This window comes from Paenibacillus sp. 01T424, assembly GCF_056398745.1.
Window position 1 is genome coordinate 154,882 of the sequence record NZ_JBFTPZ010000027.1, and the last position, 24,770, is coordinate 179,651.

Here is a 24,770-nt window from a genome sequence, read left to right on the forward strand (position 1 = left end):
CCTACCACACGAATCACACGAATCTTGATCACGAACACATGAAAGAGCCTACAGATTTATCCGAAGGCTTTTCATCTTCACTTATTTCATTGCCATTGCGTTTCAACACTTTAGCTCTTAGGTGTCTTGAAGTGGATTGTTTTGAGAAGCCATAGCAGCAGCTTGTGCTTGTTGTAGTAATTGTTGTGCTGCTTGAATATCTTGTTGTTCTTGTTTCACTTGTTGTTGAGCCTGCAAAACATGTTGAATTTCCGTTTGCAGGAGCTGTTCCGCTTCTAGTAATTCTTGACTCTCTACTTGCATCAATTGATGCGCCACCTGAACCTCTTGCTGTGCTTGCTGCAATTGTTGATTTTCTAGAAAATCAGCAGCATCCTTTTTCACGCTCATTGAATAAACCTCCAATAATTATTGTTATAGTCCTTTATTGCCCAATAATTATAGTGCTCATATTTACATTTTTTATGCTGAAAATGATTTCGGTTTAGGTAATACCTGTCTTTAATAAGGACCAGTACATTGATTTATAAAATTAATCTAAGGATGTGATCACTCATGGACTCAGGTCTCTTGATCATATTCAGAGTTACTGTTGTTACTCTTAATTGGAACTGTAATTACTAAAATGATATTAAACAAACAATTACCTAGCAATAACTACACGCCTTTTAATTACATAATGGCTCAATCACCTGTGGAGTTTTAATAAGAAAAGCAAGAAAAAATAGTGAACGATACTTATGGTGATGATTAAGGTTAGTTCTTCAATACCCGATAATGTAGTAACCGTCAGCAAAAAATCTTCGTTACGCAACCAAAACAAAGAGGGCTTGCTCAGAAGTAGATCTATCTACGTTTGGAACAGCCCTTACTTTGTTTGGTTGATTTGTTTGGTTGATAAGGCTTTTCTTTGATTTCACTGCTTCCAACAATGCTCTCTCCTACTAGACCTATAGCTAACGAACCTAGCAGCTCTTATTTAACCCATTTATAAGGGATTAAAATTTTAACGAACTCCCGAGACGTTATTTCGAGAAAAATAACGCTTAACACCCTCTTTAGCAAGCTATAACGTCTGTACAGTTCGTTAAAACTTCAGAAAGGCAGTTTTATGCTTAATAAGCAGTATACAGTTCGTTAGAGATAGATGTGAGCTTAGGAAGTTATGCGATTTCGGTGAGATCAGTGAGACGAATGAGCGAAATGAATCCGAACGTGATTGCCGTCAGGTTTGGATAAAAGGGTTAGATAAAGAATAACCAACGGTGCAGGCAGAGTTCAGTTCCTGCTTCGCAGTTTGCAAAAGTAAATCTAAGACTGATGCGGCCTTCGCTTGCACATATTCCACTTATACAAGCAGCTATATACCACAATAGGAAATAGCGGTGCAGGCATAACCGCCAGCACCGCTATTTTTTAATGTTATCCAGCTTTTTTGTTCAAATCAAGCTATGGCAACAGCGAACATAACTACTTATGAAACGTCCTCTTTTCATTTATTGTTGAACATTAAACAACTGTTCAACTTTTTTAATTGCTTTATTCAGCAAAATAGAAATTAAATTGGAGGAGTAGCCAAATAAAAATAACATCACGTTTGTACTGCTCAAATCCAAGTTTTGAGTCTCGCCTGGCGTAAATAGTACTCCTAAAAACAACACAGGTATAAACATCGCTACGAGTATTCTAGTCATGCTTTTACTGTAAACGACCATGGAATCCGTTATGAAGTATAATAGCGCACCCATAACGCTAACGAGAAAATATTTTAAATAATTTGTTACATAAACATTTATATTTTGCATAGGATCAGCACTATTATAGGAATCGATAAATACAAAAAGACCCGAGTATATTAGTATACAGAAAACTAATAATATGTAGGTTACATTTAAGTTTAAACGTGTAGATAAGCTGCCGTATGCTAGGTTTTTCCCACTTTTGTGATCTGCTAAAATAATGTCCATTTTATCAAGATTGAATTTAAACAAGGTTAGTTTTCGTTCTAGCTTTGCAGAATCCGTTTCTTTAATCTTATCAAACTCCTCGTACAGCGATTGGCATTTACTTATGATCAAGATGCCAATATTATCGTACTCTTTTGCTCTCTCCGATATTAAATTAATTCTTTCCGCAAGTGATTCCTTTGTAATTCTCAATCTTTATCCCCCTGTATCTACTGTAGATCTCATCGGTTTTTAAAAATAGTATGTTATACCCAATTTATTACTTATATGCATGTCAAACGAATCGAATAATGATACAGGGCTTTAGCCCACTCCATGCACTAAGCATCTGCATATGATGGGTTAGAACCTATATTTAAGGAGTGGATAATTTGTATCAACCAAGCAACGTCAGTCCAGTTCAGAGTAATCCTGTTCAAATCCAAACCGTATCGGCCATTGATCCTTATGTAGTAGAAGCCCTCATGCGCTTAACTGGTCGCTGCGTATTACTCGAAACAACGAGGGGAGCAATCGAAGGATCTATCATTGACGTAAAACCAGACCATGTGCTCCTGCAATTACACAGCCGTCAGGCTTGCGTTCGAATCGCTGAAATTGTATGGACAATGCCATTATAAATCGAACAAAAGGGGTGCTCCCCTAGTAGGCAAACCTACTTGGCGAGCACCCCTTTTTCTTATGAATGCTGTTACTTTATTTTGTTAGACTGTGCATCGAGCATTCTCAAAAAAACCTATAATCATCCACTATTCAAATGGTATAATCCCAATAATTAGGTAAAGAAGGTGATGCTCCTGTTTTTCTCCAGCGAATTCAATCCATGGACGGCTTTGCTTCATTTATTCATTTCGTTGTTTGATACTACGCTAGCAAAATATCTTTTCTTCGGGCTCATGCTCCTTGTATTTGTATTACTCTCCTTAAAGAAACGATCCTATGGAGAAGAATCTCCCAAGATGAAAGAAGCAGAACAGGTCGCAGAGAAAATTACAAAATATACAGGTCGACTATTAATGTTTGGCGCAGCAGCATTTGTTGTATTTCAATTAACAAGGATATACATTATTGATTAGCTCGTGCAACAGCTTTAGCTGCTCCAAACTGCAGGCGATATATAACGATTGCAACAACAATTACAATACTTAGTACAACAAAAATATTACTGTACACATACGCTGTTGGATTCGTCACAACCGGATTTAAGTGAAAGGAAGATGAACCTTTATCAAGCAATTTGCCAATTAAGCTCATCGCAATGGCACCAGAGATAAAGTTGATCATCGACAACAATCCCATGCCTACACCCGTCTCTTCTTTCGGTAACGTCCGAGATATCGTATTCGACATCGCAATTTGCATGAAGGTTTGTCCAACATTGCCCGCTATGAGAATGAGCGCTATCACGTACGGAGACACTCCAATAAATGTAGATAAAAGCACGAAGCATGAGAAAATTAACAAAGCTGCGATAGAAACGAGTGTAAAGTTGCCGCGTTCGTCAGCCAATTTGCCGCCCCTGCGTCCCATGATTGCGGAAGCAATCGCTGCTGGAAACAGGACAAAACCAATGCTGCTAGGCGATAAATGATTTAATGCTGTTAAAAATTGCGGTGACATAAATGTTAAACTAAAGCTCATCGCTGTCGTTATGAAAGCTATAAACAACCCTATAGAGTAATTTTTGTTGCGGAATAGCCTTGGCTGAATAAAGGGATTATCCGTAGTTCTTATTCGGATAATAAAGAAAACGAGCAGTACAATCCCTGCTGCGAAGAGTAAGCCGCTGCTCTGCGTAATCGCAAGCAAGAAGAGCGCAACCGCCGCAGCAAGCAAGCCACCGCCAATAAAATCTATTTTCCCCGCAGTGCCTTTCGAATGATCCAAATATTTACGAAAGAAAGGAAGTGTGAGTAACGGAAGCAGCGATATGACAAACAAGAGCCTCCAGTTTCCTACACTTGTAATTAATCCTGCTACTACTGGCCCCATAGCACTTCCTAATGCAAGCCCAATTGCTGAGGTTCCTAGTGCCCTCCCCCTGTTTTCAGGCGAGAAATATCGAATGGGTATAATCATAGCCGTAGCTGGAAGCACCGAGGCGCCAGCTGCTTGCAGAATGCGACCGGCAATAATCATCCAATACTCGGTAGCAAGCAAGCCGATGAGCGAGCCGAGAGCAAACACGATTAGTCCATACGTCAGCAAATCCTTTAAACGATATTTGTCCGCTAGTTTTCCAAACACGATTGATCCAATCGCATATAACACCATATACGACGTCATAATCCAGCTCACTTGTGAAGGAATCAGATTAAACTCCTCACCGATTGCCGGAAGAGCCACATTAAACATCGTGCCGTTCATTACTGAGAATATTAAAGTAACAACGAGTACTCGCAGCAGCTTGTCCCCATTTTTAAATTCCGAACCAACCATACCATTCCCTCCAATAATTATCATTTTGATCCTATTAAAAATTGCCCTTCATTTTAGTGAGTATCCTCACTATAATATATTACTGAGGATACACACTAATATGAGAGGTGTCAAGATATGAAATACTGATATAGCTGGTATTAGCTAATAACGTATGCGAAGTTTTGCAACTTGAAAACAATCAGCTAAAATAGAAAATAAACAGCTCGGCGATACCGATTATACGTCGAACAAGGAGGCACTTATGTTTACGCACTCGGACAATCCCGTACCTATAGACATCATTCATGTATTAATGAGGACAACACACTATATTCAAAGAGAATTTGAAACACAATTATCCGCGCTTAACATGCCTTATCAAATTACCGGCCCAAGGCTGCGCCTTCTATCTGTCGTCTACAAAGCCGGGAAAATTCGCATGAATGAACTAGCCTCTGAACTAGGCATTAAAGCGCGTACCGTTACTGATTTTGTTGATGCTCTGGAACGGGATAAACTTCTTATCCGAATCCCCGATCCGACTGATCGTCGAGCTACGCTGTTGGAGCTCACAGAACTCGCGCAAGCCAATATAAGTCAAGTTCTAGCATTTCAATCGGAAATTGCAGAGCAATTATTAAGCAACTTCTCCACTGAGCAGCGTCAACAATTTTTTGACCTTTTATTGCAGCTCATTGAAAATAAGGATATCTCTAATCCTTCTGCACACGTTTTAAAATAAAGCGTATCCCATATGCTGAATTCCTAATAAATCACCAAATTCTCCATCACAAAAGGCTCTCATAGGCTAGTGACATATATATAATGTCTCTATGACAAACACCCAATCAAAAAGAAAAAGTGGAGCATAACCTATAGAATCTTCAATTCAAAGGAGGTGCTATGAAAAATGTCCGGTCACGTTGGCGGTGCTTTCACTAACACTGGTACGATTCTGGTCCTTTTCATCTTGTTGGTTATTATCGCTTGCACTTGTGGTGCATTCGGCGGTTACGGCAGATAACCCTCTAAACACTGAGCTTCTATATTATCCTCATACACTTCCTCCGAAGACCTACTCGATAGGTCTTCTTTTTTTCTCCGTTACATTCATTTTATATTCGAAATTATCCGTTTTTGCACAGTATTGTAAACCTCATCCTATCCGCGACTGCAAGCTGTATTGTATGATGGTTTCAAATGACTAGAAATGGAGACACATCATGAGATCATTGTTAGCCGCATTACTCACCCTTACGCTTATCCTCACAGGATGCGGACAATTCATTATCAGTTCTGATTCAAACCCGGCTTCCACTGCTTCAGAGTATGGAATGACGATCCATTTGCCTACTGATCGTTATCCAGAGACGATGGCGCATATTGCAGCAGCCATTCGTGCAGGTGCTTCAGCGGTTTGTACGATCGATCGAGATGGCGCTAACGCTAATCGTGAAGCCTCGTTACGGGGGATTCCAACCAAAAAGGGCTATGATCGAGATGAATGGCCGATGGCCATGTGCAAAGAAGGCGGTGCTGGTGCGGATATCGCTTATGTTTCTCCTAAGGATAATCGCGGCGCTGGTTCGTGGATTGGAAATCTTTTGACTGATTTAGAGGACGGAACGCGTGTATTATTCGTTATGGATGAAGCGATGGAGCAGCCGAAGCCAACAGAAGAAACCGTTTATTATGCCAATTGTGCAGCTGCTAAAGCAGCTGGGGCCGCGCCTTTACATAAAGGAGACCCCGGATACTCCTTGAAATTGGATCGTGATAAAGATGGGATAGCATGCAGCTAACCCATCCTCGAAATGCTTCGTGCAGCTGATCATATATAATCCTTCTCACGAAGCCGATTTCTGCTTGCTTGGCTTAATCGTCAGCAAGGCTAGTATGGAGCAAAGCAATGCAAATCCCGCAAACAAATAAAATAGCAATGCTTCGTTTTTCAGCAATACTGATGCAATCAATGGACCTACGGCTACGCCTATAAAACGCGTGCTGCTATACAGCGAGGTAATGGTGCCTCGCTGTTTTTTCTCTATCCCTTCCGTTATTAAAGCGTCCAAGCTCGGCAAGGCTAATCCAATACCAGCTCCGCTTATAAACATAAAGGTAATTAGAAAAAATATCCCTTTTGTATTGATGATTCCACAAACCAGCATCATCCCCGCAAGTACAGCAGTGCCGATGACAATAAACCACTTCATTTTCGCTTTGTTTTCCCCTACAATTTTTCCAGTGATGAACGAAGCAAGGCATATGGCGCTTAAAGGAATGGCTAGCAGCAATCCTTTCCAAATGCCTTCGATTTTGTAATGGTCCTCTAAGACCGATGACAAGTAATATAGAAATCCGAACATAATGAACATTGCAAGACCACCGATGGCAAAGGTTGCATAAAGCCAGTGCCCCTTCTCAGCGAGTATCGATTTAATGGATTGAAAAAACTTTTTTAAACTGCTCTCTTCTTTTTTCTTTTGCTTTGATTTAGGCTCCTTTACGAGGAAAATAACCCCAATGATTGAAATTAATGATATGAACGGAATAACAGCAAGAGGCAAGTACCATATAACTAGGGCAAGCGCCGAACCTAATACCGGACTGAGCACTTTTCCAAATGTATTGGAGGTCTCAATCATCCCAAGCCCACTGCTAACTTCCTCCTCACTCTCGAACATGTCACCTACTAACGGAAGGACAATTGGAAAAGCACCTGCAGCCCCAATCCCTTGTATAAATCTTCCTGCCAAAATGACCGCATAAACGTGGGAATGCATCAACCAAGCAGCTAAGCCTGATATCAGTCCTCCAATCGCTGCAATGGACAAGCCTATAATAATGACTATTTTCCGTCCGTAACGATCTGACAGATACCCAGCGATTGGAATACAAATAATCGAGACTGCAGCATAAACCGTTATGATTAAGCTCGACTGCACAGATGAGATATTCAGTTTTTTCTTCATTAAGGGCAATACGGGAATCAACATTGAGTTAGCGAGCGTCATAATTAATGGAATGGATGCTAAAGCTGCTAAGTCCCACTTTTTTTTCACAGATGTACTCCTTTCTTATTTGGAATGGTTTGACGTATCAGGGTTCATTTTTAATGCCGAAGATGCAAGGTTTTTAAAGGCTCTTCTGCAGGCCCCTCCATCACATCGCCATTAATCGCAAATCTAGAGCCATGACAAGGACAATCCCATGTGCGATCCCCATTATTCCATTCCACTTCACAGCCCATATGTGTGCAGGTTGTGTCTACGAGAAATAATTTTCCATCCTCTGATTTGTAAGCTCCTGCTCTTTTTCCATGCAAAAGCACGACACTGCCTTCATCCAGTGCCAAATCCTCCGGACGCTTATGAGCCATTTCGAGCTTGCCCGCGATAAGATGCTTCGCCACATCGGCGTTATCTACAATAAGATTCGCGATCGTTCCGAGCGACATCGAGCGTGAAGGCGCATAAAGCTCCTCATATGCATTATCCTTCTTCATAATTAAATCTCTAATAAGCAAAGCGGCGGCTGTGCCATTCGTCATGCCCCATTTACGATAGCCTGTCGCAACAAAAACATTAGTGGAAGATTCCGTTATTCGGCCAATATACGGGATCTTATCACCAGTAACAAGATCCTGGGCCGACCAACGATACGCAATTTCTTTTACCCGAAAATGCTGCTCCGCGTATCTTTTCAGCTCCTCATAATAATTAATTGTACAAATCCCTTGACCTGTTTTATGGCTTTGACCTCCAATGAGAAGCAGCCTTGTGTTTTTCGACGTTTCCACATAGCGAATCGAGCGCTTCGGGTCCTCAGCGCTTATGTACATGCCGCCTTTAATGTCATCCTCGACATGAATGCCGAGTACATAGGAACGATCTGCATGCATTCTTGAGAAATAAAACCCATGCCCATCAAAGAATGGAAAATGAGTACAAGAAACGACATGCTTACATTTAATTCGGTATCCTTTGCTTGTAATCACTTCCGGCAATGGGCCTGTTTCTACATCAATAGCTGTCGTATTCTCATAAATAAATCCACCTGCTTCTACGAACTTCCGTACAAGCTCATACAAATATTGCAATGGATGAAACTGCGCTTGATCCTGCATGATGACAGCCGCTTTGACTGGGATCTGCAAAGGGATTTGATTCGTGAAAGAGCCAGGAATGCCGATCGACGAATAAGCAGACATCTCGTTCTCAAGCTTAGTTATGTATGCCTCTGAATCGGTATAAACATACGCATCCTGTACGGAATATCCGCATTCCATTTTATGCAGCTTGATCGTTTCCTTAATGAATTGAAGGGCATCATTGTTCGCTTTGTAATATAATGCTGCCTTTTCCGCTCCAGCTTTCTGCATAAGTTCATCATAAATAAGATCATGCTGCGCTGTTATCTTCGCAGTGGTATGCGCCGTTGTTCCATTAAGAAGCTGACCCGCTTCTATAAGGGCAACTTTAAACCCTTCCTGAGCTAATAAATAAGCAGCTGTTACACCCGAAATCCCGCCTCCAACGACGGCAATATCAACTTCTATATTCTCTTCAAGTATGGCGTATGAAGATTGCCGGCTCGACGTTTCTGACCAGTAAGACTCCGGAAATTTGGGTAAATCATACGTTTTCTCCATGACCATCACCTCCTAGAAATAATGCACCTTAATTTGTACCAATTGCTATTATTTCATTCTAAAAATAATGATCTGCTTAAGCCAAAAGCATAACCAATAGTCATTTGGACAGTTTATACAAGAGAATGATGAAAAAGGAGGCGTTTTACGTTGGAGAGCTCATTCGAGCATTCTTTTGTGCCGATAACGACTTCTGCTAGTGGAAATGGACTTGCTTATCGGCCTGATGTTTATTGTTACTCAATCCAATTCGTCAATATTTGTTTTATAGGTGATCCAAAGAAACCAGAAGCTGGCTGGGTCCTTATTGATGCAGGCATGCCAGGATCCGCCCATAAAATCATTAAAGAAGCAGAGGAACGCTTTGATTCCGCTCCTCAAGCGATTCTGCTTACTCATGGCCATTTCGATCATGTCGGTGCCATTATTGAATTGATTGAACACTGGAATGTGCCCGTGTACGCGCACAAGCTGGAGCTGCCCTATTTGAATGGAGAATCCGATTATCCGCCCGCGGACTCCTCTGTACATGGCGGTCTCTTGTCTGAGCTTTCTACCTTCTTCCCCCATAAAGGAATTCACCTCGACGACAAAGTTCATCCCTTTCCAACAGACGGCAGCTTGCCGGGAATGCCAGGCTGGAAGTATATTCATACGCCGGGGCATACACCAGGACATACTTCATTTTTCCGTCCTGAGGATGGCACTTTGATTGCAGGTGACGCATTTGCAACAGTTAAGCAGGAATCGCTATATAAGGTCATCACACAGGAGCAGGAAATTAGCGGTCCCCCTAAATACTTTACGACTAATTGGAAAGCCGCCGAGCAATCCGTTAGAAATCTCAAAGATCTGAATCCGAATTTGGCGATTACCGGTCACGGGGAACCGATGTTTGGCGCAACCTTGTCTGATAATCTCAAGCTTCTTACGAAAAAATTTAAAGAAATTGCGGTTCCGGAGCATGGACGTTTTGTTCCAGACCATAACCAGATACATTAGTCAGTTTACTTAAAAATAGGACGGAGCAGCTGCTTAATCTGCTCCGTCCTATTTCTGTTTCTACCTATAGTGCATCTTACAATCTTGTCACCTTTAATGTCACTCTAATCGATGGCTGCCTATCGTTTTTTTCTTTATGATAGGAAATAGATTATTGAACATCAGAGGAGGCAACCACTTATGAATCAATGGTTAAAAACGATCAGAACTGTCGCTGCTGTAATTATTGTTGTAATCTTCACAGGGAAAGATTCCTTTTAAAATAAAGTCCAAACCATTTTATATTCAAAGTAAAGATTAGGAGTGTATGCTGCTTGAACCCTATTTCTGAAAACAAACGAATTGAAACGCTTGATTATTTGCGAGGTTTTGCTTTAATTGGCATTCTGCTTGTCAATATTTTGCCCCTTCTTAACGTAGCGCCAGCTGAAGCGGGGACTGCTAATTGGTATATGTCTCGTATCCTAGATTTGACGGTAGAATCGCGTTTCTATGTCATATTCACCTTTTTATTCGGCGTAGGCTTTTATTTATTTCTATCTAGAGCGATCGAGAAAGGCAATAACGGCTACCTTTTATTTATTCGCCGGCTTATTTTTTTGCTAGCCATAGGATTTGTTCATCAGAAATTCCATCCTGGAGAAGCCTTGTTTCTTTACGCAATTGCCGGCTTCCTCCTTCTACCTTTCTACAAGCTTAAACCAAAAATCAATCTGATTATCGCTTTAGCGCTTATACTTCCTGCCGCCTTTCTAGGAGGCAAACTATTGCTTATTCTACCCTTGTTTCTGCTTGGGCTTGCAGCTGGACAATATAAGGTGTTTCAACGTCTTGCAGAGTCAAAATCTGCGATCCGCAAGCTGCATTGGATCTCTTTTGCAATGGCCGCTATTGGTATCTTTATCCAGTACCGTATACTACCCGAGCAAAATGTTATGGTCATTGAAGAAGGCAGCTCTTCATCTGAAATGATAGCCATGCAAATTTACCAAGGAGCAGTCGCATTTATAGGTCTTCTTGTCGCTTTATTTTATGTCACTACTCTTGTACGGGCTGTTCAGCATCCATTTATTCGTACGCTGCTCAAACCTTTAAGCGCCTATGGCCAAATGGCTTTAACCAACTATTTAGGGCAAACGATTATCGTGCTTATGGCGGCAGCATTTTTTAATTTAAACGGTATGCTTAGCCCTATTCAAACGACACTGCTTTGCATCGGCATTTATATTATCCAAATGATATTCAGTATGATCTGGCTCTCCTTTTTCAAAATGGGACCGATGGAATGGATCTGGAGAATGGCCACCTATTGGACGATTCCAGCCATTCGTAACGAACGCTATTGTAAACAAACCGACAAACAATTTTAATGCTGCGTTAAGGTTCGTTTTTTATACTTAGAGACATCAACCCCACTGTTGATATATAGATCTAGGACACCGGCCCGCAGCGATGCGGGTCATTTTTTTGTTTGTTTTGGGCCGTTTGATTTCATACAGCAGCCTCTTTGTCCCTTCAATTTTTGGAACCATATCACCCATAAAAACGTTATTACCGAATATACTCTCAAGAAGTGACTGCTTGCGAAGGAGGTTTTGCCTCGGCAAAACCTAAGCTTTAGGAGGCGATTAATGATGGAAACGTTCGGCAGAGGCTGTCTTTACATTATTCTCGGTGTCTTGATCGTGATGGTGCTCGCTGTTATTGTTGGCGGTACAATTACCATTCCGTGGTACATTTTTATCCCCCTTGTCGTACTCGCTTTTTGGGCTGCATCCAAAAAAGGCAAATAAACTGCTCATTCCATAGCATGATTTCTAAACGGCACTACAAAAAGAGAAGCCAACGGATGATCCGCTGGCTTCTTGCTTATTTTAGAGGATGGAAGGAGCTTAAATCGCTTAACTAACTGCCTGCTTTCACCTGCGACAGCAATATGACTCGCGCAGTCGGTTCCCAACTAGCGGTTAACCCAAGCTCCGCGGACAGATCTCTTATTTGTACATAACCTGTTGCTTCGGACAAAATCGAGTCGAGCTCTTTGCCGTTTACGGTAACCTTTTTCCCCGTCCAATCAATCTTCGCTCCGAGCGCTTCACCAAGCAGCCTTGCCGGTACCCAAGTTGTACCCTTGAGCAAGTAGCCATCTGAAATAACCTCTCCCTTGTACAAAACGACAACAAGCTCTGCATCCTTCAGCTTCTCTGGCTTAGGCAGCGGCGTGCTGCCTAAAACATCATATTTTTTCAACCCATACTGCGAAATAATGGCTTTTAATTTGGCTGGATAAGCCGGATCTGTCGCATAGCCGCATGCGTACAGCATGTCAGCTTGCTGTTCTGGCGTCACTGCCTTGCGAACACGCTCATAACGCGAAGTAGCCAGCAGCAAATCCAAATCCTTATAAAAATGATAGACGCTCTCATAGGCTCGGAAAGCAGCGCGAGTACTCTCGCTTCGGCCATCGACGACCTCCCATGTTCCTTTAACGACCGCTTCTCCGTGCCAATATGCATTCGTCTGTCCACTGCCCACCTTGATACCGCCTAAGTTGTACCACGGGTGAATAACACCGCCGGTTTCGAGTACATTTTGCGCTAAACGTACGGATGGAAACATCGTTGATCCTTCTCGCCTTATTCTTATAACCGTCGGAGCTAATTGTTCAATAAATTGTTGTTTCGTCAGCTGTGCCATCGTCTGTCTCCTTTCTACTGTCCACTTTGGCTTGCCATCTATTGCCTTGTCCTTATCTTTGTATGCTGTGAAAGCGCAAGTGGCAATGGACAAAGTGGTATGAAAGGTCGACTCTACCACTATGTTTTTTTGCATTTTAAATATAAAAGGGCCGCATCCTCAGATTGTTCATTCTGATGGAGCGGCCTTTTCTGTATGAATTGAATACTATAGGAGTCCATAAAAGCGGCGCGTATTGGCTAGCATTATTTCCGCAACCTGCACAGCTGGCAGCTGCTTTATATTCGCAATATGCTTTGCTGCATCTGCAGCCATTGCAGGCCGCGTCTGCTGACCCGCATAGATTTCCTCGAACGGCCATGGCCCATCCGTTTCCACCATCAGCAGCTCAATGGGATACTCCCTTACAAGCTGCTGTATTTCTGCCTCGTAAGCGACGTCTGGCGTTATCGACACCAAGTAGCCGCTTGCCACCATTCGGCGGATAACCTCAGCATCACCCTTGAACCAATGAAAATGCGCTCTGCGAACACCATGCCGCTCCAATATGTCGCAAGCTTTGCCGGCGTCCTCATATACTGCATGCAATACAATCGGACGATCAAGTTCGTTGGCCAGCGCAGCAAACCGATCCAGCAGCTGCAGGTATGGATTCTCATCAAAAACGATATTTCCCCCAGCTTGCTGCGCTTCTGTTCGCGTATAATACGGCAGCCCTACTTCGCCAATTGCAAACCGTTCCCCTGCTTCATGACGCAAACGAATCCAATCGAATAGCTCATCAAGCTCCTTATCGGCTGGTATGGGCTGTTCTGGGTGGAAACCATAAGCAGGGTGCACACGCCCTGCGTAACGCAGGGCAATGTCACGGTTCACAATAGACGATTCCAAATGCATAGATACGGCAATCACAGCTGCTACACCTTCTGCGAACGCACGCTCTAGAAGCTCATCACGCTGCTCTGCTTCATACAAATCAATATGAATATGCGCGTCTATGCATGTGCCTTCCTGCTGAGGAGATTCCGAGTACAATTGCCCTTCGCGCGGATCATTGCTTGTTTGTATCGCCATCTATACGTTTCCTTCCTTCGCACCCGTCTTAAGCAGATCATAAATGCGCTGCTTCATCGCATAAAACCGTGGGTCTGTCCATAAAGACTCATGACGCGGACGCTCGAATGGCACTTGAAATTCCTCCAGCACCACTGCCGGCGATGGTGACAGCACAATAATCCGATCCGATAGAAACAAAGCCTCTTCAATACTATGGGTAACGAGCAGCACCGATCTTCGATTCAGCTCCCAGATCGACATAAGCCACTGCTGCATTTGCTGCCGCGTCAAGGCGTCCAGTGCGCCAAACGGTTCATCCAGCAGCATGAGATTCTGCGGAGCAAGCAGTGCCCGGAGGAAAGAAACCCGCTGCTGCATTCCTCCAGAGAGCACATGCGGATAAGAATCCGCATATTCCTGCAGCCCGATTCGCTCGAGCCATTCCTTTGTCCTCGCCTTCGCGAGTTTTTTATCAACGCCAGAGATCGTAAGAGACAACTCTATATTGCCGGCAACGGTTTGCCATGGAAGCAGCGACGATTGCTGCGGCATATAGGAAATATGTCCGCGTTCGCCCGTCGTTTGCTTGCCATCGATCCAAATTTCGCCTTCCGTAGGACGTTCCAAACCGCCGATAATTTGAAACAAGGTTGTTTTACCGCTGCCGGACGGCCCTACAATCGATACGAACTCCCCATCTGCTATTGAAATGGATAACCCGCCAAGCACTTCTTTGCTCATCTGTCCTTTGCCAAACTTCATTCGAATATTTTGCGTTTGAAGCGTCACTGAATGATGCTCAGCACGATTGACCACTGTCAGCTCACCTCTTTCTCAGGGCGCCAACGTATGACAAGACGCTCCGCTAACGTTACTAAACCAAATAAAGTCAAGCTCAGCGCAACGATGATGGCAACTGCCGCAAATACACGATCTGGCATAAAACCTTTGGACGAAATAAGCATAAATGAGCCAAGACCCTTGTTTGTACCAAGCCATTCGGCAACAACCGCACTTAACACACTATATGAAGCCGCAATCTTCAAGCCGGAAAATAAATGAACAATCGCATGAGGAAGCTCTAGTTTCCAAAACAGCTGCCATTTGCGAATACCGATCATTTGCAAATAGTTGCGAAGCTGTGCATCGGTATTCATAAGCCCGCTCAGCATGGCAACCGTGATGGGGAAAAAACATACCATGATGACCAGCAGCGCCTTTGGCAGCATGCCATAGCCTAGCAGCATCGTCAAAATTGGAGCAATCGCTATGATGGGTACGTTTTGCGACAGCACGAGCAGTGGATATACCGCCGATCGAACGCCAGGAATTAAATGCAGCAAAGCGGCGAGCATTAAGCCCAACGCCGATCCTCCCACAAATCCGAGCAGCATGATTTTCACCGTCGCTCCCGTATGCATCATTAACCTTGGCCAAATTTGGATGGCCTCTTGTACAATTGAAATTGGTGATGGAAACTCCCATTGTTGAAATAATCCAAGCCATGCAGCTGCCTGCCAGCAGACGAGCAGCACGATCAGTAGGGCTGCTGGCTGCCATATTTTCGACCAAATCGATTTCTTATTGCCCATCTGGATATTTCTCCAGCAGCCTGCCCATGGAAGCGCCGTTTGCCGGATTGTAGTAAATTTTAATTTGTGAAATAACGGACGGGCAGCCCATCTCCGCCATCGCCTCGCTCATCGACTGCACGACGCTGAGCAGATGGCTCAGCTCACCCTCCATCGTCGTTTCAAGCGGTGCTACACGATAAGGAACACCTGCCGCTTTAATGATTTCAATTGCACGATCCACGTAAGGAATAACACTTTCGCCGCCTGGCGTTGTCGGTAATATTTGAATACTTACTAATGCGTTTGCCATTTGATTTCCTTCTTTCTCATCGTTGTAAGTGAGAGCGGGCTTTCCCGCCCTCCGTATGTTCGAATAGCTTATTGTGGTAAAAATTCGTTCGTAAATGCATTCTCCGCTTCAAGCTCCTTCTCCAGCAGCTTGTGCTCAAACATCCATGCCGCATAGTTTTCCCATACGCTTAGCTTCTGTTCGCCCCAGCGCGGTGCGTCATCCTGATATTTCGAGCTTAACCATTTTTGGCTGGCGCGCACAAGCTCCGCATTCAAATCCGGCTCTGCTTTTATTAAAATTTCTGCTGCATCCTCCGCATTGCTGATCGCGTATTGGTAGCCTTTAGATACGGCAGCTGTAAACGCTTTGACTGTTTCCGGTTTATTCATAATCAAATCTTCGTTCGTCACGATTACCGGCGTATAATAATCCAGTTTGTCGCTGTAGTCTGTTAAATAAACCATATTGATCTTCTCGCCGCGCAGCTCTGCTTCCACGCCAGTCCATGCATAGTAAATCCATGCAAAGTCAATATCGCGTTTCACCGCCGTAAAGAAGTCGCTGTCGCCGATGCTCATGATGTTTACTTTGCTCACATCTGCGCCCTTCTCCTGCATAATCGATTGAATGACCGCCTCCTCAACAGGAGCGCCCCAGCCGCCATACGTTTTGCCTTCAAATTTCTCAGGTGAATCGATTCCCTTTGCAAGCGGTGAAGCAAAACCTGAGGTATTGTGCTGAATGACAGCGGCGATCGATACGAGCGGCACGCCTGCAATTCTCGCCATCGTGACAGACTCCTGATAACTTACGCCAAACTGCACATTGCCCGAAGCGACCATTTGATCGGCACCGCTTTGTCCTGGTTGAATAATTTCAACGTCCAGTCCTTGCTCCTTAAAAAAACCTTTATCTCTAGCTACATAAAGTCCGGTATGATTCGTATTTGGTGTCCAGTCGAGTACAACCTGCACCTTCTCTAGCGGCTTGTCCGCTGTTCCCTCTTGCTCTTTCGGCTGTTCGCCCTTGTTCCCAGCGCCACCGCCGCAGCCTGCCAGCGCCAATACGAACACAAGCATCGCGGCCACGATTTTCCACGACAAATGCCCTGTTTTTTTCTGATTCATGATGTTGTTCCCCTCTCCATGCTTCGATTCTTATAGGCGACGACTCCTCGTAGTATCCGGTTCCATGGCTGCATCATTCTAATCGCAACAAAAAAAAGCGTCCCCCTAATCCGGAGGACGCCATATCATTGGCTGTGCAGCTGTTTATACAGCAAATGCTTGATCAATTTGATCTCGCCTGCTTGCTAAACAGAGCTTCTGTCCCTACGCTGGCATTATCCAGATCAGGTTTAACGGGTCGGAATTGTATAGATAATCCCCTCTCAGCCGGCCTAACCAGCTCCCCGGAACATATTCGGTTTCGTCAATACCATTCATTGTATAGCAAAACCCGCATTTAATGCTAGTTTTTTTTGAAAATGATTATCATCAAGCCACGATACTCATCCTCTTACTATATACGGCAGCCAGAACGTGCAGCTCCTGCACCAGCTGTCATTGCCCTAAATCAACATGCTCATCCAGCCATTCAACCTTTGCTTCTTCAGCGGCCTTCGAACTTTCTAAGTCTGCCTTTCCTTTGGTCTCTGCTGCTGGAGCAAGGCGTCCATATACGAGCAAATAAGCGGCTGTCAGCTCTTTTGACATCTCTTCAGACGTTAGCTGCTCTAACAGATGGATGTATTCTAGCTGCTCCTGCGGTTTATTATCCGCACGTGTAATCTTCACATAGGTAAAACCGGCCTGCAAATAAAGCTGGCTAACTTGTTCTGCTGAGTACTGTGATGCCGCTTGATGCTGTGCTTGTGCATTAGCAGGATCTAAATATTGCCGAATATTGTTGAAATAATAGCGATTGGCAAAGCACCCGACTAGCCAGCCGCCAGGCTTTAGAAGACGAACTAGATTTTTCATGGCTTGCGGTGTCCCGTATGCATGAGCATCTCCGATTACGATGCCGTCAAGACCTTCAGCAGGCAGCCTCCAATCCTTCGGATCGTTCGAGCGGAATACGGTAATTCCCGAAGCTTCTGCTACTCTAGCCGCCAGCTCATTACGCTCAACTCCGTACCATATTGCGGATGGGAATTGCTTCTTCATATGCAAAATCGTAGCTCCGCACCCGCAGCCTATTTCCATAATCGAGCAATTCTCGCGTCTGTACTCATGCGATTCCCGCTCAATTACGGTGCTAAAATCCATTCTAATATACGTTGCATCACCAGGGTCAAAGCCCCATTTGGACATAAAAACAATGGCATTTTTTCTGAAATTTTGTACATATTGTTCTGGCTCTGAGCTAAAGGAGATGCTCCCGTAATGATGAATAAACGTATCGCCGCACAGCATCAGCTTATATCCCGCCAGCCGGAGCCGCAGGCTATAATCATCATCTTCAAAGTTGCCGATACCGAAGATCTCGTCGAGCGATCCCGTTTTCTCCCATGCTTCTCTCCGCAGCAAAAGGCAGTAGCCGACCAGCTTCACGCGCTCCTCCCATTTTGTTCTGTCAGGGTTGGCATGCAGTGCCGAAGCAAACAGCTCCATTTCATCTATCGTCGTATAGGTGACCGGGATCGTCGTCCAGTAGGAAGCCGAATTCGTAACGGGGCTGACCGCCCCGATTCGTTCATCACTAAATAAGCAGCGCTTGAGACCGTCAAGCCAGCTTGGCGTTACGATTGTATCGTTATTTAGCAGCATCAGAAGATCGCCCGAGGCCGCGGCCAATCCTTGGTTGCAGCCCTTAGGAAAGCCAGCATTGCAGCCATTGTCGATTACGATGATATCGCTCTCGCTTTTAGCCCATTTTACTGTATCATCCGTCGAACCATTATCTACAATAATCAGCTCATAGCTGCCTCTCTGCGTATGTCTCCGAATACTCTCCACACATTGCTTCGTGTATTCAAGCTTATTATAGGTAACGAGAATAATGCTTGTCATGCAGCTATTGGCATCGCTCACGCGTATCCTCCTCAAGCAAGCATAAACGGCTCACTTACCCATAAAATATGTCAGCCTATCCGCTTGGGTGAGCACTGTGCGCAACTTTCAATCATGCAGCCTTTTTGTATTTCTTGCGTATTCCAACGGCTAGCATAAGCAGCGGCAGCACAATTTGGAACAACGGCGCAATCTTCAGCGTAACATCAAGTCCAATCCAAATATGGGAAGTATTATTTGCTTCGATAAACGACGCCCCATAAATAATGAGACCAATGGGCAGCACACAATATCGGTAGGCAATACCAGTGATCATATTGAACATGAATACCGATGCCATGTATAGCGCAGTCATTTTGACATATAGACCGATGAACAGAAGCAAGGTTACAAGCACATCAAGCCTCTCCAATATATTAGCAAGCCTAATTAACTGCACAACCTCAAGCAGCGGCAGTGCTGTAAGCGAGGACAGCTCCGGCCCTAATACGCATAGCGTAATGATATTCATTAGAATTAGAAATAAGGATACGCCAATATAGGCCTTGTAAGTGACTGGCCCAATCCCTTTCTTCTCGCTCACGTGCTTCCAAAAAACGAAAAAAATAACCATTTGCCCAAATGGAAAAGATACTAAATCTGGAAAGGCCGCCTTCACGACAGGCCCAATCCCGTGTTCAAAAACGGGAAGCAAATGTGCTATTTTGGGCAACCTGGCAACAAACAGGAGCAAAATAATAAAAGCATAGCTGAGCGCTGCAATCGGAAATAGAAGCTGTACGACACGGACAAATACTTCCACTCCCTTGCTGACGGTATAAGCGGCGGCGCTGATAATCAGCAGCATAACAATCCATTTCGGCGTAAAGGTCAGCAGCGCCGTCATCGTAAGCTCTCCGACGTCCCGTACGTTGCGCATCGATTCATAAGCAAACCATAACGCGTGAAGTGTGCCTACAAAGCCGCCGATCCATTTTCCGAAGTGTATAACATAAAGCTCAGCAAGCTCCGAATTTGGGGAGCGCTTCTGCACCTGGACGTATATAACGATAAGCAGCAGACCAGCAATCGCAGCAAGCGTCATCGCCAGCCAAGCATCCTGCTTCGCCTGTATGCCGAGCTCGAACAAAGGGGTGCTGCCTATCAAAAAAACGATGATCAAAATCGAAAGCTGGTTTTTGCCAATCTGCTGCATAGGGTCTCCTTTCTGCTTATGTTATTGGTGGTTCTTTTCCTGCGCCTTCTTAAATCCACTTCCGCTAAGACCAGTTGAATTCAAATTCACCTTAACTTTCATCTTTACTTCGATGTTCGAAAACTGCTCCGACCAGCTGCCCGACGTTTTTAACCATTGCTTTGGATATTTATTGTGAATGATCGTTCCGAAGCCGATTACATCTGCTTTATGCTTACTAACAGCGCTCCAGCCTTTTTGCATAATTGCGGCAATCTCGTCCTCAATCCGTTTTTGTATCTTCTCTATTTCTTTCGGATTCATGAGATCACCCTCGCAATTGTACTCCATCAGCGTTCCAGTCGCCTTTACGTTCAAATCCATCAGCCAATTGCCATCTGAAGATTTAGGAGTCTGCGTTGTATCCGAATGTGTGATGCGAATAGATGAGTTTTTCGGCTCGTTCTTGTCCGCTGAGCATGCGAATGAAACCGTCGTTTTTTTTACTTGATTTGCAAGCCACATCACGCCTTGACTTTCTTCGTTGTTGATCCAGCCTACCAGCTTGTCACCTTCAATAAGGCCCAGTTCAAACAATCTGACCTTTGAAGGTGTACTGGTGTACGCAAGCTGCCCGGCATTGTCCACACTTTCTTTCGTACCGGACACAATTAATCCGGGTATGCCAGTAGCCCTTGTCGTTCCCAGCAAATCCAGCAGTACTTTATGAATGGTCATTTGACGGAAGGCTGAGCTGTTCATCTCTTCATTATTGATCATGCGCTGTATGGCTGCGCCTGGAATTTTCTCAAGCGGAATCAATTGTTCGAGCATCCGGCGCGCGCTTCCCTTTGACAAGAAAACGCTCACCGTCTCGCGGGAATCATGATTGCGCAAATAGGTGTCTAGAAGTGGTCCCAGTCCTTTGCGCGCAGCAGCCTGACCGATAATGACAATTTGATTATGTGCGAAATAGAGGCGCCGCGACGTCTCCTGGCTTGCTTTGCTGACCGCGCTTCTGAAGCTTTCCCCTTGCGTGGAAAAAACATGGACCGCCGCTGTGCTGTTGCTCGCGCTTTGACTGGAAATGGCTTCCGGTATGACCACTTGATACGACAACACCCATTTCCCATCCTTCCAATCAACGCCGGTAGCAGAAACAATCGCAATATCATTCAGCTCTATGCGATTCCAGCAGCCCGTTGCCAGCAAACAAATGAGCATCGGCAGCAGCAGCCTCCATTTTTTCATGGCAGGTTCCCCCTTTCATTACGCCTTATCGGAATGACGCTGTGCCTGCGGTTTTTTTCCGTTCGGCCGCCGCCTTGGATTACGCAGATTCAAATCTAGAGGTCGAAGCACGACCGCCCACCATGGCAGCCTGACGAACACGTCTCGCCATGGTCCTTGCTTTGTAGGACCTGGTGCCAGCGGAGACATATATGGCACTCCGAACGAGCGCAGCGATACCAAATGGATCAGCATAAACAATACAGAAATGAAAATGCCGAAAAACCCAAAAATACCGGCCATAATCATAAAGATAAAACGAATAATGCGAGATGTGGCCGCCATGTTGAATTCCGGCATTACAAAATTGGAAATCGCCGTAAAGGATACGATGATCACCATACCCGCTGACACGATGCCCGCCTGAACAGCCGACTGGCCGAGTACGAGAGCGCCCACGATAGATATGGCGGGCCCAATCGCCCGCGGCATTCGTAATCCTGCTTCTCGCAGCACCTCGAAAGTGACCTCCATCAACAGCGCCTCAACCAGTCCAGGGAACGGAATCCCTTCTCGCTGCGCCGCTAGACTAATGAGCAGCGTTGTCGGAAGCATCTCCTGATGAAAGGTTGTAACTGCGATATACAAGGCAGGCAGCAGAATGGACACGATATATGAACCGTAACGGATGAGACGAACGAAGGATGCAATATCATATCGTTGATAATAATCCTCTGGCGATTGAAAAAACGAAAAAAATGTAGTCGGGGCCATTAAGACCATAGGCGAGCCGTCTATCATTACCGCTACTCTTCCCTCCAGCAGCGCTGCTGCCACGGAGTCCGGCCTCTCTGTATTTGAAAGCGTTGGAAACAGCGTGAACGTATCATCTTGAATAAACTCTTCCACGTATCCGCTCTCCAGCACACCGTCAATGTCAATGGCCGCCAGTCTGCGGTAAACCTCCTTAACGATCCCTTCATCTGCTATTCCATGCAAATACATAACAGCTACGTTCGTATGCGTTTGCTGACCGATCTTGTGCACCTGCACATGAAGGTCAGAGGAACGTATTATGCGCCTGACCAAGCTGATGTTCGTTTGAATATTTTCTACAAAAGCATGCTGCGGACCACGAATCACGGTCTGTGTCTGAGGAATCGTAACACTGCGCTGTTCGCCGCCGTTCACATCCGCCGTCAGCGCTTCCGCGCTGCCATCCGCCATAATGACACATAATCCGTCCGTCATATATTGGAGTGCATACTCCAATGTGTCCACACTCTGTACCGAGCCGATTGAAACGACGCAGCTGCGAAGCGCTTCCAGCAGCTTGCTTCCCTTCACATGAGTATGCTGCGGCAGCCTCATTGACATTAACGGCTCCATGACACTCTCATTAATGATTTGCGAGTTCACGATTCCATCCACATAAATAATGGCAATCTCACGTTCTGGAGCCGCATCGCTGCGAAACATTCGGATTACGATATCCGTGCTGTTGCCGAAGCAATCGCGAATGGTTTTGACATTCGCATGCAGCGACGGACTAAACGGCGTTAGCCTACCTGTGTTTTGTTTGTTCATAACGGCACCCTTCGTTTCCATGTTGCTTCTATTTTGGCGCATTATGGATGTAAATATGTACTGTCCTATTTGTGATTGGTTTTCGTGCTGCTCCGCGTATAGCATTCGTACGCCTAATTGGACTGCGAAGCTGTTCCCAACCAAACCTTGTCAATAATAACCACAAATAACCTCTAGTATAAGAACGTGCGTTCTGTATATAATAAGAACAAACGTTCTTGTTATGGAGGAGATGCATCATGACAACGGAAAAATGGTTCAGCCTAGTCGGTTGTGTCGTAGATGTGATTTATATGAGCAAAAAAGGCAAGTTTACGAAACGAAGGATTCGTGTCCTATCTGTAAGAGACGGTTATGTCAGAGCCTTTTGTATAGACTCCGGCGCACAGCGCGTCTTTCTTGCGGCAAATGTTTTAGCAGCAGAGCTGGTGAGCCGAAATGTCTCTTAACAAAGTCATTATGCTTGCGGATTGCCAATCGTTTTATGCATCGGTGGAGAAGGCGGAACATCCCGAGTATCGCCATCTGCCGGTTGCTGTTGCGGGCGACCCCGAACGCCGCTCCGGCATCATTCTGGCTGCTTGCCCGATCGCCAAGTCATTTGGAGTAACGACTGCTGAGCGGCTGGGCGACTCGCTGGCGAAATGCCCGGATTTAATTATCATCAAACCGCGCATGCAGCTGTATATCGATGTTTCCATGATGATTACGAGCATTTATCAATCCTACACAGACCTCGTCGAACCTTATTCAATCGATGAGCAATTTCTCGATGTGACGGGCTCGCTGCATTTGTACGGCTCACCGGATGAGCTGGCTCATCATATCCAAACCCGCATCCAAGAAGAGCTAGGAGTGTACACCCGCTTCGGTATTGCGGAGAATAAAATTTTGGCTAAGACGGCCTGTGACAACTATGCGAAAAAAAACGATGCAGGCATTTACACCCTCTCCAGAGACAATCTTGAGGATACGCTCTGGACCTTGCCCGTCTCCAAGATGTTCATGGTCGGCAGCCGGATGACGAGGCACTTCCAATCGATGGGACTGGAGACGATCGGCCAATTAGCGGCAACGCCGCTTGAGAAGCTGAAGCTGATGATGCGCCGTAAATTCGGCAAAAACTCCGATATCAACGCGGAGCTGTATTGGAACATCGCAAACGGAATTGACAAAAGTCCCGTAACGCCGGGCACGCATCAGGTTGCGCCCAAGGCCATCGGGCATATGATGACGCTCCCGCGTGACTATGGGAAGCTGGAGGAGATCAAAGTTGTACTGCTTGAGCTGACCGAGCTCGTTTGCCAGCGCTGCCGAGGCAAAGGATATATGGGGCATGTCGTTTCCGTCGGATTAATGGGTGCCGATTATGATCGGCCTACGGGCTTTAGCCGTCAGATGAAGATGGACGATCCGACAAACGTCACGAATCAGGTTTATCGGGCCGCGGTAGAGCTGATGCTGCGGCATTGGGACGGTTATCCCGTAAGGAAGGTTGGCGTCAGCCTATCGCAATTTTCGCAGGATGACGAATACCAGCTTTCCCTGTTTGATCCGAACCGCGAGAAGACGATGGCGCTTGAGCGGGCGACGGACGCCTTGAAGAGGAAATATGGGGATGCCACTATTTTGAGAGCGGTGTCCATTACGGATGCGGGGCAAGCACAGCACCGCTCTGAGAAGATCGGAGGACATTACAAATGAGAAAAAAACTTGAAGGAAACGGACTTTGGGAGTCGAGCCGGATGATGCTGCCCGAGCATAAAGTCGCAATCAATGAGCAGGAGAAGACATTGCGGCTGCGTGAACGGGTGGAGCTAGATGAGCAGGAATGGGAACATGTAGCCCGCTCCGTGACAGAATCGCTGCAGCAGCGGCAGCCCATCACGCTCCGTTTATTTCATCCGCAAGAGGAACTGACCGTCAGCGGAATCGTTGACCGCGTAGATCAACTGAAAGGCCGCTTCATGGTCGATGGCGAATGGTTCTCTATTTACGATATTGAAGGCGCTGCTGCTTGGGAATAAGGAGTGCTCTGTTCCGTTAGCTTCGCTCAAAGCAGCCTAAAGTAGAACTCATCCTTGAACAGGAACTGCTCAACTGGC

At 45.3% G+C, this 24,770-nt stretch carries 27 protein-coding genes, 1 pseudogene and 1 riboswitch; of the genes and pseudogenes, 12 read left to right on the plus strand and 16 right to left on the minus strand.

The window, feature by feature from the left end; all coding sequences use genetic code 11:
* Window positions 1-117 precede the first annotated feature (117 nt).
* Window positions 118-390, minus strand: coding sequence for a hypothetical protein (locus AC1DPK_RS20355; RefSeq protein WP_477511444.1), 273 nt, complete (start codon window positions 388-390; stop codon window positions 118-120).
* Between the two features lie 202 nt (window positions 391-592).
* On the opposite strand from AC1DPK_RS20355, the gene AC1DPK_RS20360 reads away from it, so the two are divergent.
* Window positions 593-706, plus strand: coding sequence for a hypothetical protein (locus tag AC1DPK_RS20360; RefSeq protein WP_477511445.1), 114 nt, complete (start codon window positions 593-595; stop codon window positions 704-706).
* 100 nt (window positions 707-806) lie between these two features.
* On the opposite strand, the gene AC1DPK_RS20365 is transcribed toward AC1DPK_RS20360, so the two are convergent.
* Window positions 807-929 carry a hypothetical protein gene (locus tag AC1DPK_RS20365; protein ID WP_477511446.1) on the minus strand — a complete coding sequence of 41 codons (123 nt, stop codon included), beginning with the start codon at window positions 927-929 and terminating at the stop codon, window positions 807-809.
* Between the two features lie 567 nt (window positions 930-1,496).
* On the minus strand, window positions 1,497-2,159 hold the full coding sequence (locus tag AC1DPK_RS20370) for a hypothetical protein (protein ID WP_477511447.1): 663 nt from the start codon (window positions 2,157-2,159) through the stop codon (window positions 1,497-1,499).
* Window positions 2,160-2,338: 179 nt separating this feature from the next.
* Here AC1DPK_RS20370 and AC1DPK_RS20375 point away from each other — a divergent pair, with 179 nt between their 5' ends.
* Entirely contained in the window at window positions 2,339-2,587 is a 249-nt protein-coding gene (locus AC1DPK_RS20375; protein ID WP_339208868.1) for a DUF2642 domain-containing protein, read from the plus strand.
* Window positions 2,588-3,032: 445 nt separating this feature from the next.
* Here AC1DPK_RS20375 and AC1DPK_RS20380 read toward each other — a convergent pair whose 3' ends face one another.
* Window positions 3,033-4,406, minus strand: coding sequence for an MFS transporter (locus AC1DPK_RS20380; protein ID WP_477511448.1), 1,374 nt, complete (start codon window positions 4,404-4,406; stop codon window positions 3,033-3,035).
* Window positions 4,407-4,650: 244 nt separating this feature from the next.
* On the opposite strand from AC1DPK_RS20380, the gene AC1DPK_RS20385 reads away from it, so the two are divergent.
* The 4 genes and pseudogenes from AC1DPK_RS20385 to AC1DPK_RS20400 all read left to right on the plus strand — a co-directional run bounded on the left by AC1DPK_RS20385 (window position 4,651) and on the right by AC1DPK_RS20400 (window position 6,190).
* Window positions 4,651-5,130: a MarR family winged helix-turn-helix transcriptional regulator gene (locus tag AC1DPK_RS20385; RefSeq protein ID WP_477511449.1), complete on the plus strand. Its 480-nt coding sequence runs from the start codon at window positions 4,651-4,653 to the stop codon at window positions 5,128-5,130.
* Between the two features lie 168 nt (window positions 5,131-5,298).
* Window positions 5,299-5,412, plus strand: a complete 114-nt coding sequence (locus AC1DPK_RS20390; protein ID WP_083681988.1) for a sporulation protein YjcZ — start codon at window positions 5,299-5,301, stop codon at window positions 5,410-5,412.
* Window positions 5,413-5,611: 199 nt separating this feature from the next.
* A pseudogene (locus AC1DPK_RS20395) lies at window positions 5,612-6,034 on the plus strand (NucA/NucB deoxyribonuclease domain-containing protein); the annotation flags it as partial.
* 9 nt (window positions 6,035-6,043) lie between these two features.
* Complete coding sequence (locus tag AC1DPK_RS20400; RefSeq protein WP_256710905.1) at window positions 6,044-6,190, plus strand: excalibur calcium-binding domain-containing protein; 147 nt, start codon at window positions 6,044-6,046, stop codon at window positions 6,188-6,190.
* 45 nt (window positions 6,191-6,235) lie between these two features.
* Here AC1DPK_RS20400 and AC1DPK_RS20405 read toward each other — a convergent pair whose 3' ends face one another.
* Window positions 6,236-7,450: an MFS transporter gene (locus tag AC1DPK_RS20405; RefSeq protein ID WP_076268313.1), complete on the minus strand. Its 1,215-nt coding sequence runs from the start codon at window positions 7,448-7,450 to the stop codon at window positions 6,236-6,238.
* Between the two features lie 50 nt (window positions 7,451-7,500).
* A complete protein-coding gene (locus AC1DPK_RS20410; protein ID WP_477511450.1) occupies window positions 7,501-9,039 on the minus strand; it encodes an FAD-dependent oxidoreductase in 1,539 nt (512 codons plus the stop codon).
* A gap of 150 nt (window positions 9,040-9,189) precedes the next feature.
* On the opposite strand from AC1DPK_RS20410, the gene AC1DPK_RS20415 reads away from it, so the two are divergent.
* From AC1DPK_RS20415 to AC1DPK_RS20425, 3 genes are all read left to right on the plus strand, one after another.
* Window positions 9,190-10,041, plus strand: a complete 852-nt coding sequence (locus AC1DPK_RS20415; RefSeq protein ID WP_477511451.1) for an MBL fold metallo-hydrolase — start codon at window positions 9,190-9,192, stop codon at window positions 10,039-10,041.
* Between the two features lie 314 nt (window positions 10,042-10,355).
* On the plus strand, window positions 10,356-11,411 hold the full coding sequence (locus tag AC1DPK_RS20420; protein ID WP_477511452.1) for a DUF418 domain-containing protein: 1,056 nt from the start codon (window positions 10,356-10,358) through the stop codon (window positions 11,409-11,411).
* Window positions 11,412-11,672: 261 nt separating this feature from the next.
* On the plus strand, window positions 11,673-11,834 hold the full coding sequence (locus AC1DPK_RS20425; RefSeq protein ID WP_179089800.1) for a hypothetical protein: 162 nt from the start codon (window positions 11,673-11,675) through the stop codon (window positions 11,832-11,834).
* Between the two features lie 112 nt (window positions 11,835-11,946).
* On the opposite strand, the gene AC1DPK_RS20430 is transcribed toward AC1DPK_RS20425, so the two are convergent.
* From AC1DPK_RS20430 to AC1DPK_RS20475, 10 genes are all read right to left on the minus strand, one after another.
* On the minus strand, window positions 11,947-12,738 hold the full coding sequence (locus AC1DPK_RS20430) for a glucosaminidase domain-containing protein (RefSeq protein WP_477511453.1): 792 nt from the start codon (window positions 12,736-12,738) through the stop codon (window positions 11,947-11,949).
* A 207-nt stretch (window positions 12,739-12,945) separates the two neighbouring features.
* Window positions 12,946-13,812, minus strand: coding sequence for a TatD family hydrolase (locus tag AC1DPK_RS20435; protein ID WP_477511454.1), 867 nt, complete (start codon window positions 13,810-13,812; stop codon window positions 12,946-12,948).
* A complete protein-coding gene (locus AC1DPK_RS20440) occupies window positions 13,813-14,610 on the minus strand; it encodes an ABC transporter ATP-binding protein (RefSeq protein ID WP_339208855.1) in 798 nt (265 codons plus the stop codon).
* A 2-nt stretch (window positions 14,611-14,612) separates the two neighbouring features.
* Window positions 14,613-15,386, minus strand: a complete 774-nt coding sequence (locus tag AC1DPK_RS20445) for an ABC transporter permease (protein ID WP_477511455.1) — start codon at window positions 15,384-15,386, stop codon at window positions 14,613-14,615.
* Window positions 15,376-15,678, minus strand: a complete 303-nt coding sequence (locus AC1DPK_RS20450) for a thiamine-binding protein (protein WP_054028091.1) — start codon at window positions 15,676-15,678, stop codon at window positions 15,376-15,378. Before AC1DPK_RS20450 ends, AC1DPK_RS20445 begins: the two co-directional genes overlap by 11 nt.
* A gap of 68 nt (window positions 15,679-15,746) precedes the next feature.
* Complete coding sequence (locus tag AC1DPK_RS20455) at window positions 15,747-16,787, minus strand: ABC transporter substrate-binding protein (protein ID WP_477511456.1); 1,041 nt, start codon at window positions 16,785-16,787, stop codon at window positions 15,747-15,749.
* A 184-nt stretch (window positions 16,788-16,971) separates the two neighbouring features.
* Window positions 16,972-17,084: riboswitch (TPP riboswitch) on the minus strand.
* A gap of 138 nt (window positions 17,085-17,222) precedes the next feature.
* Window positions 17,223-18,695 carry a glycosyltransferase gene (locus AC1DPK_RS20460; protein WP_477511457.1) on the minus strand — a complete coding sequence of 491 codons (1,473 nt, stop codon included), beginning with the start codon at window positions 18,693-18,695 and terminating at the stop codon, window positions 17,223-17,225.
* Between the two features lie 91 nt (window positions 18,696-18,786).
* A complete protein-coding gene (locus tag AC1DPK_RS20465; RefSeq protein WP_477511458.1) occupies window positions 18,787-19,869 on the minus strand; it encodes a GerAB/ArcD/ProY family transporter in 1,083 nt (360 codons plus the stop codon).
* A 21-nt stretch (window positions 19,870-19,890) separates the two neighbouring features.
* Window positions 19,891-21,099 carry a Ger(x)C family spore germination protein gene (locus AC1DPK_RS20470; RefSeq protein WP_477511459.1) on the minus strand — a complete coding sequence of 403 codons (1,209 nt, stop codon included), beginning with the start codon at window positions 21,097-21,099 and terminating at the stop codon, window positions 19,891-19,893.
* 18 nt (window positions 21,100-21,117) lie between these two features.
* Window positions 21,118-22,665 carry a spore germination protein gene (locus AC1DPK_RS20475; RefSeq protein ID WP_477511460.1) on the minus strand — a complete coding sequence of 516 codons (1,548 nt, stop codon included), beginning with the start codon at window positions 22,663-22,665 and terminating at the stop codon, window positions 21,118-21,120.
* Window positions 22,666-22,904: 239 nt separating this feature from the next.
* On the opposite strand from AC1DPK_RS20475, the gene AC1DPK_RS20480 reads away from it, so the two are divergent.
* From AC1DPK_RS20480 to AC1DPK_RS20490, 3 genes are read left to right on the plus strand one after another with little or no spacing between them, the layout of a single operon-like run.
* Window positions 22,905-23,114: a hypothetical protein gene (locus tag AC1DPK_RS20480; RefSeq protein WP_477511461.1), complete on the plus strand. Its 210-nt coding sequence runs from the start codon at window positions 22,905-22,907 to the stop codon at window positions 23,112-23,114.
* The gene (locus tag AC1DPK_RS20485; RefSeq protein ID WP_441881392.1) at window positions 23,104-24,369 is read left to right on the plus strand and encodes a DNA polymerase IV; all 1,266 of its coding nucleotides are present in this window, start codon (window positions 23,104-23,106) and stop codon (window positions 24,367-24,369) included. The genes AC1DPK_RS20480 and AC1DPK_RS20485 overlap by 11 nt, the downstream gene beginning before the upstream one ends.
* Window positions 24,366-24,692 (plus strand): YolD-like family protein, encoded by a 327-nt coding sequence (locus AC1DPK_RS20490; RefSeq protein ID WP_339208844.1) that lies wholly within the window; start codon window positions 24,366-24,368, stop codon window positions 24,690-24,692. The genes AC1DPK_RS20485 and AC1DPK_RS20490 overlap by 4 nt, the downstream gene beginning before the upstream one ends.
* Window positions 24,693-24,770 lie beyond the last annotated feature (78 nt).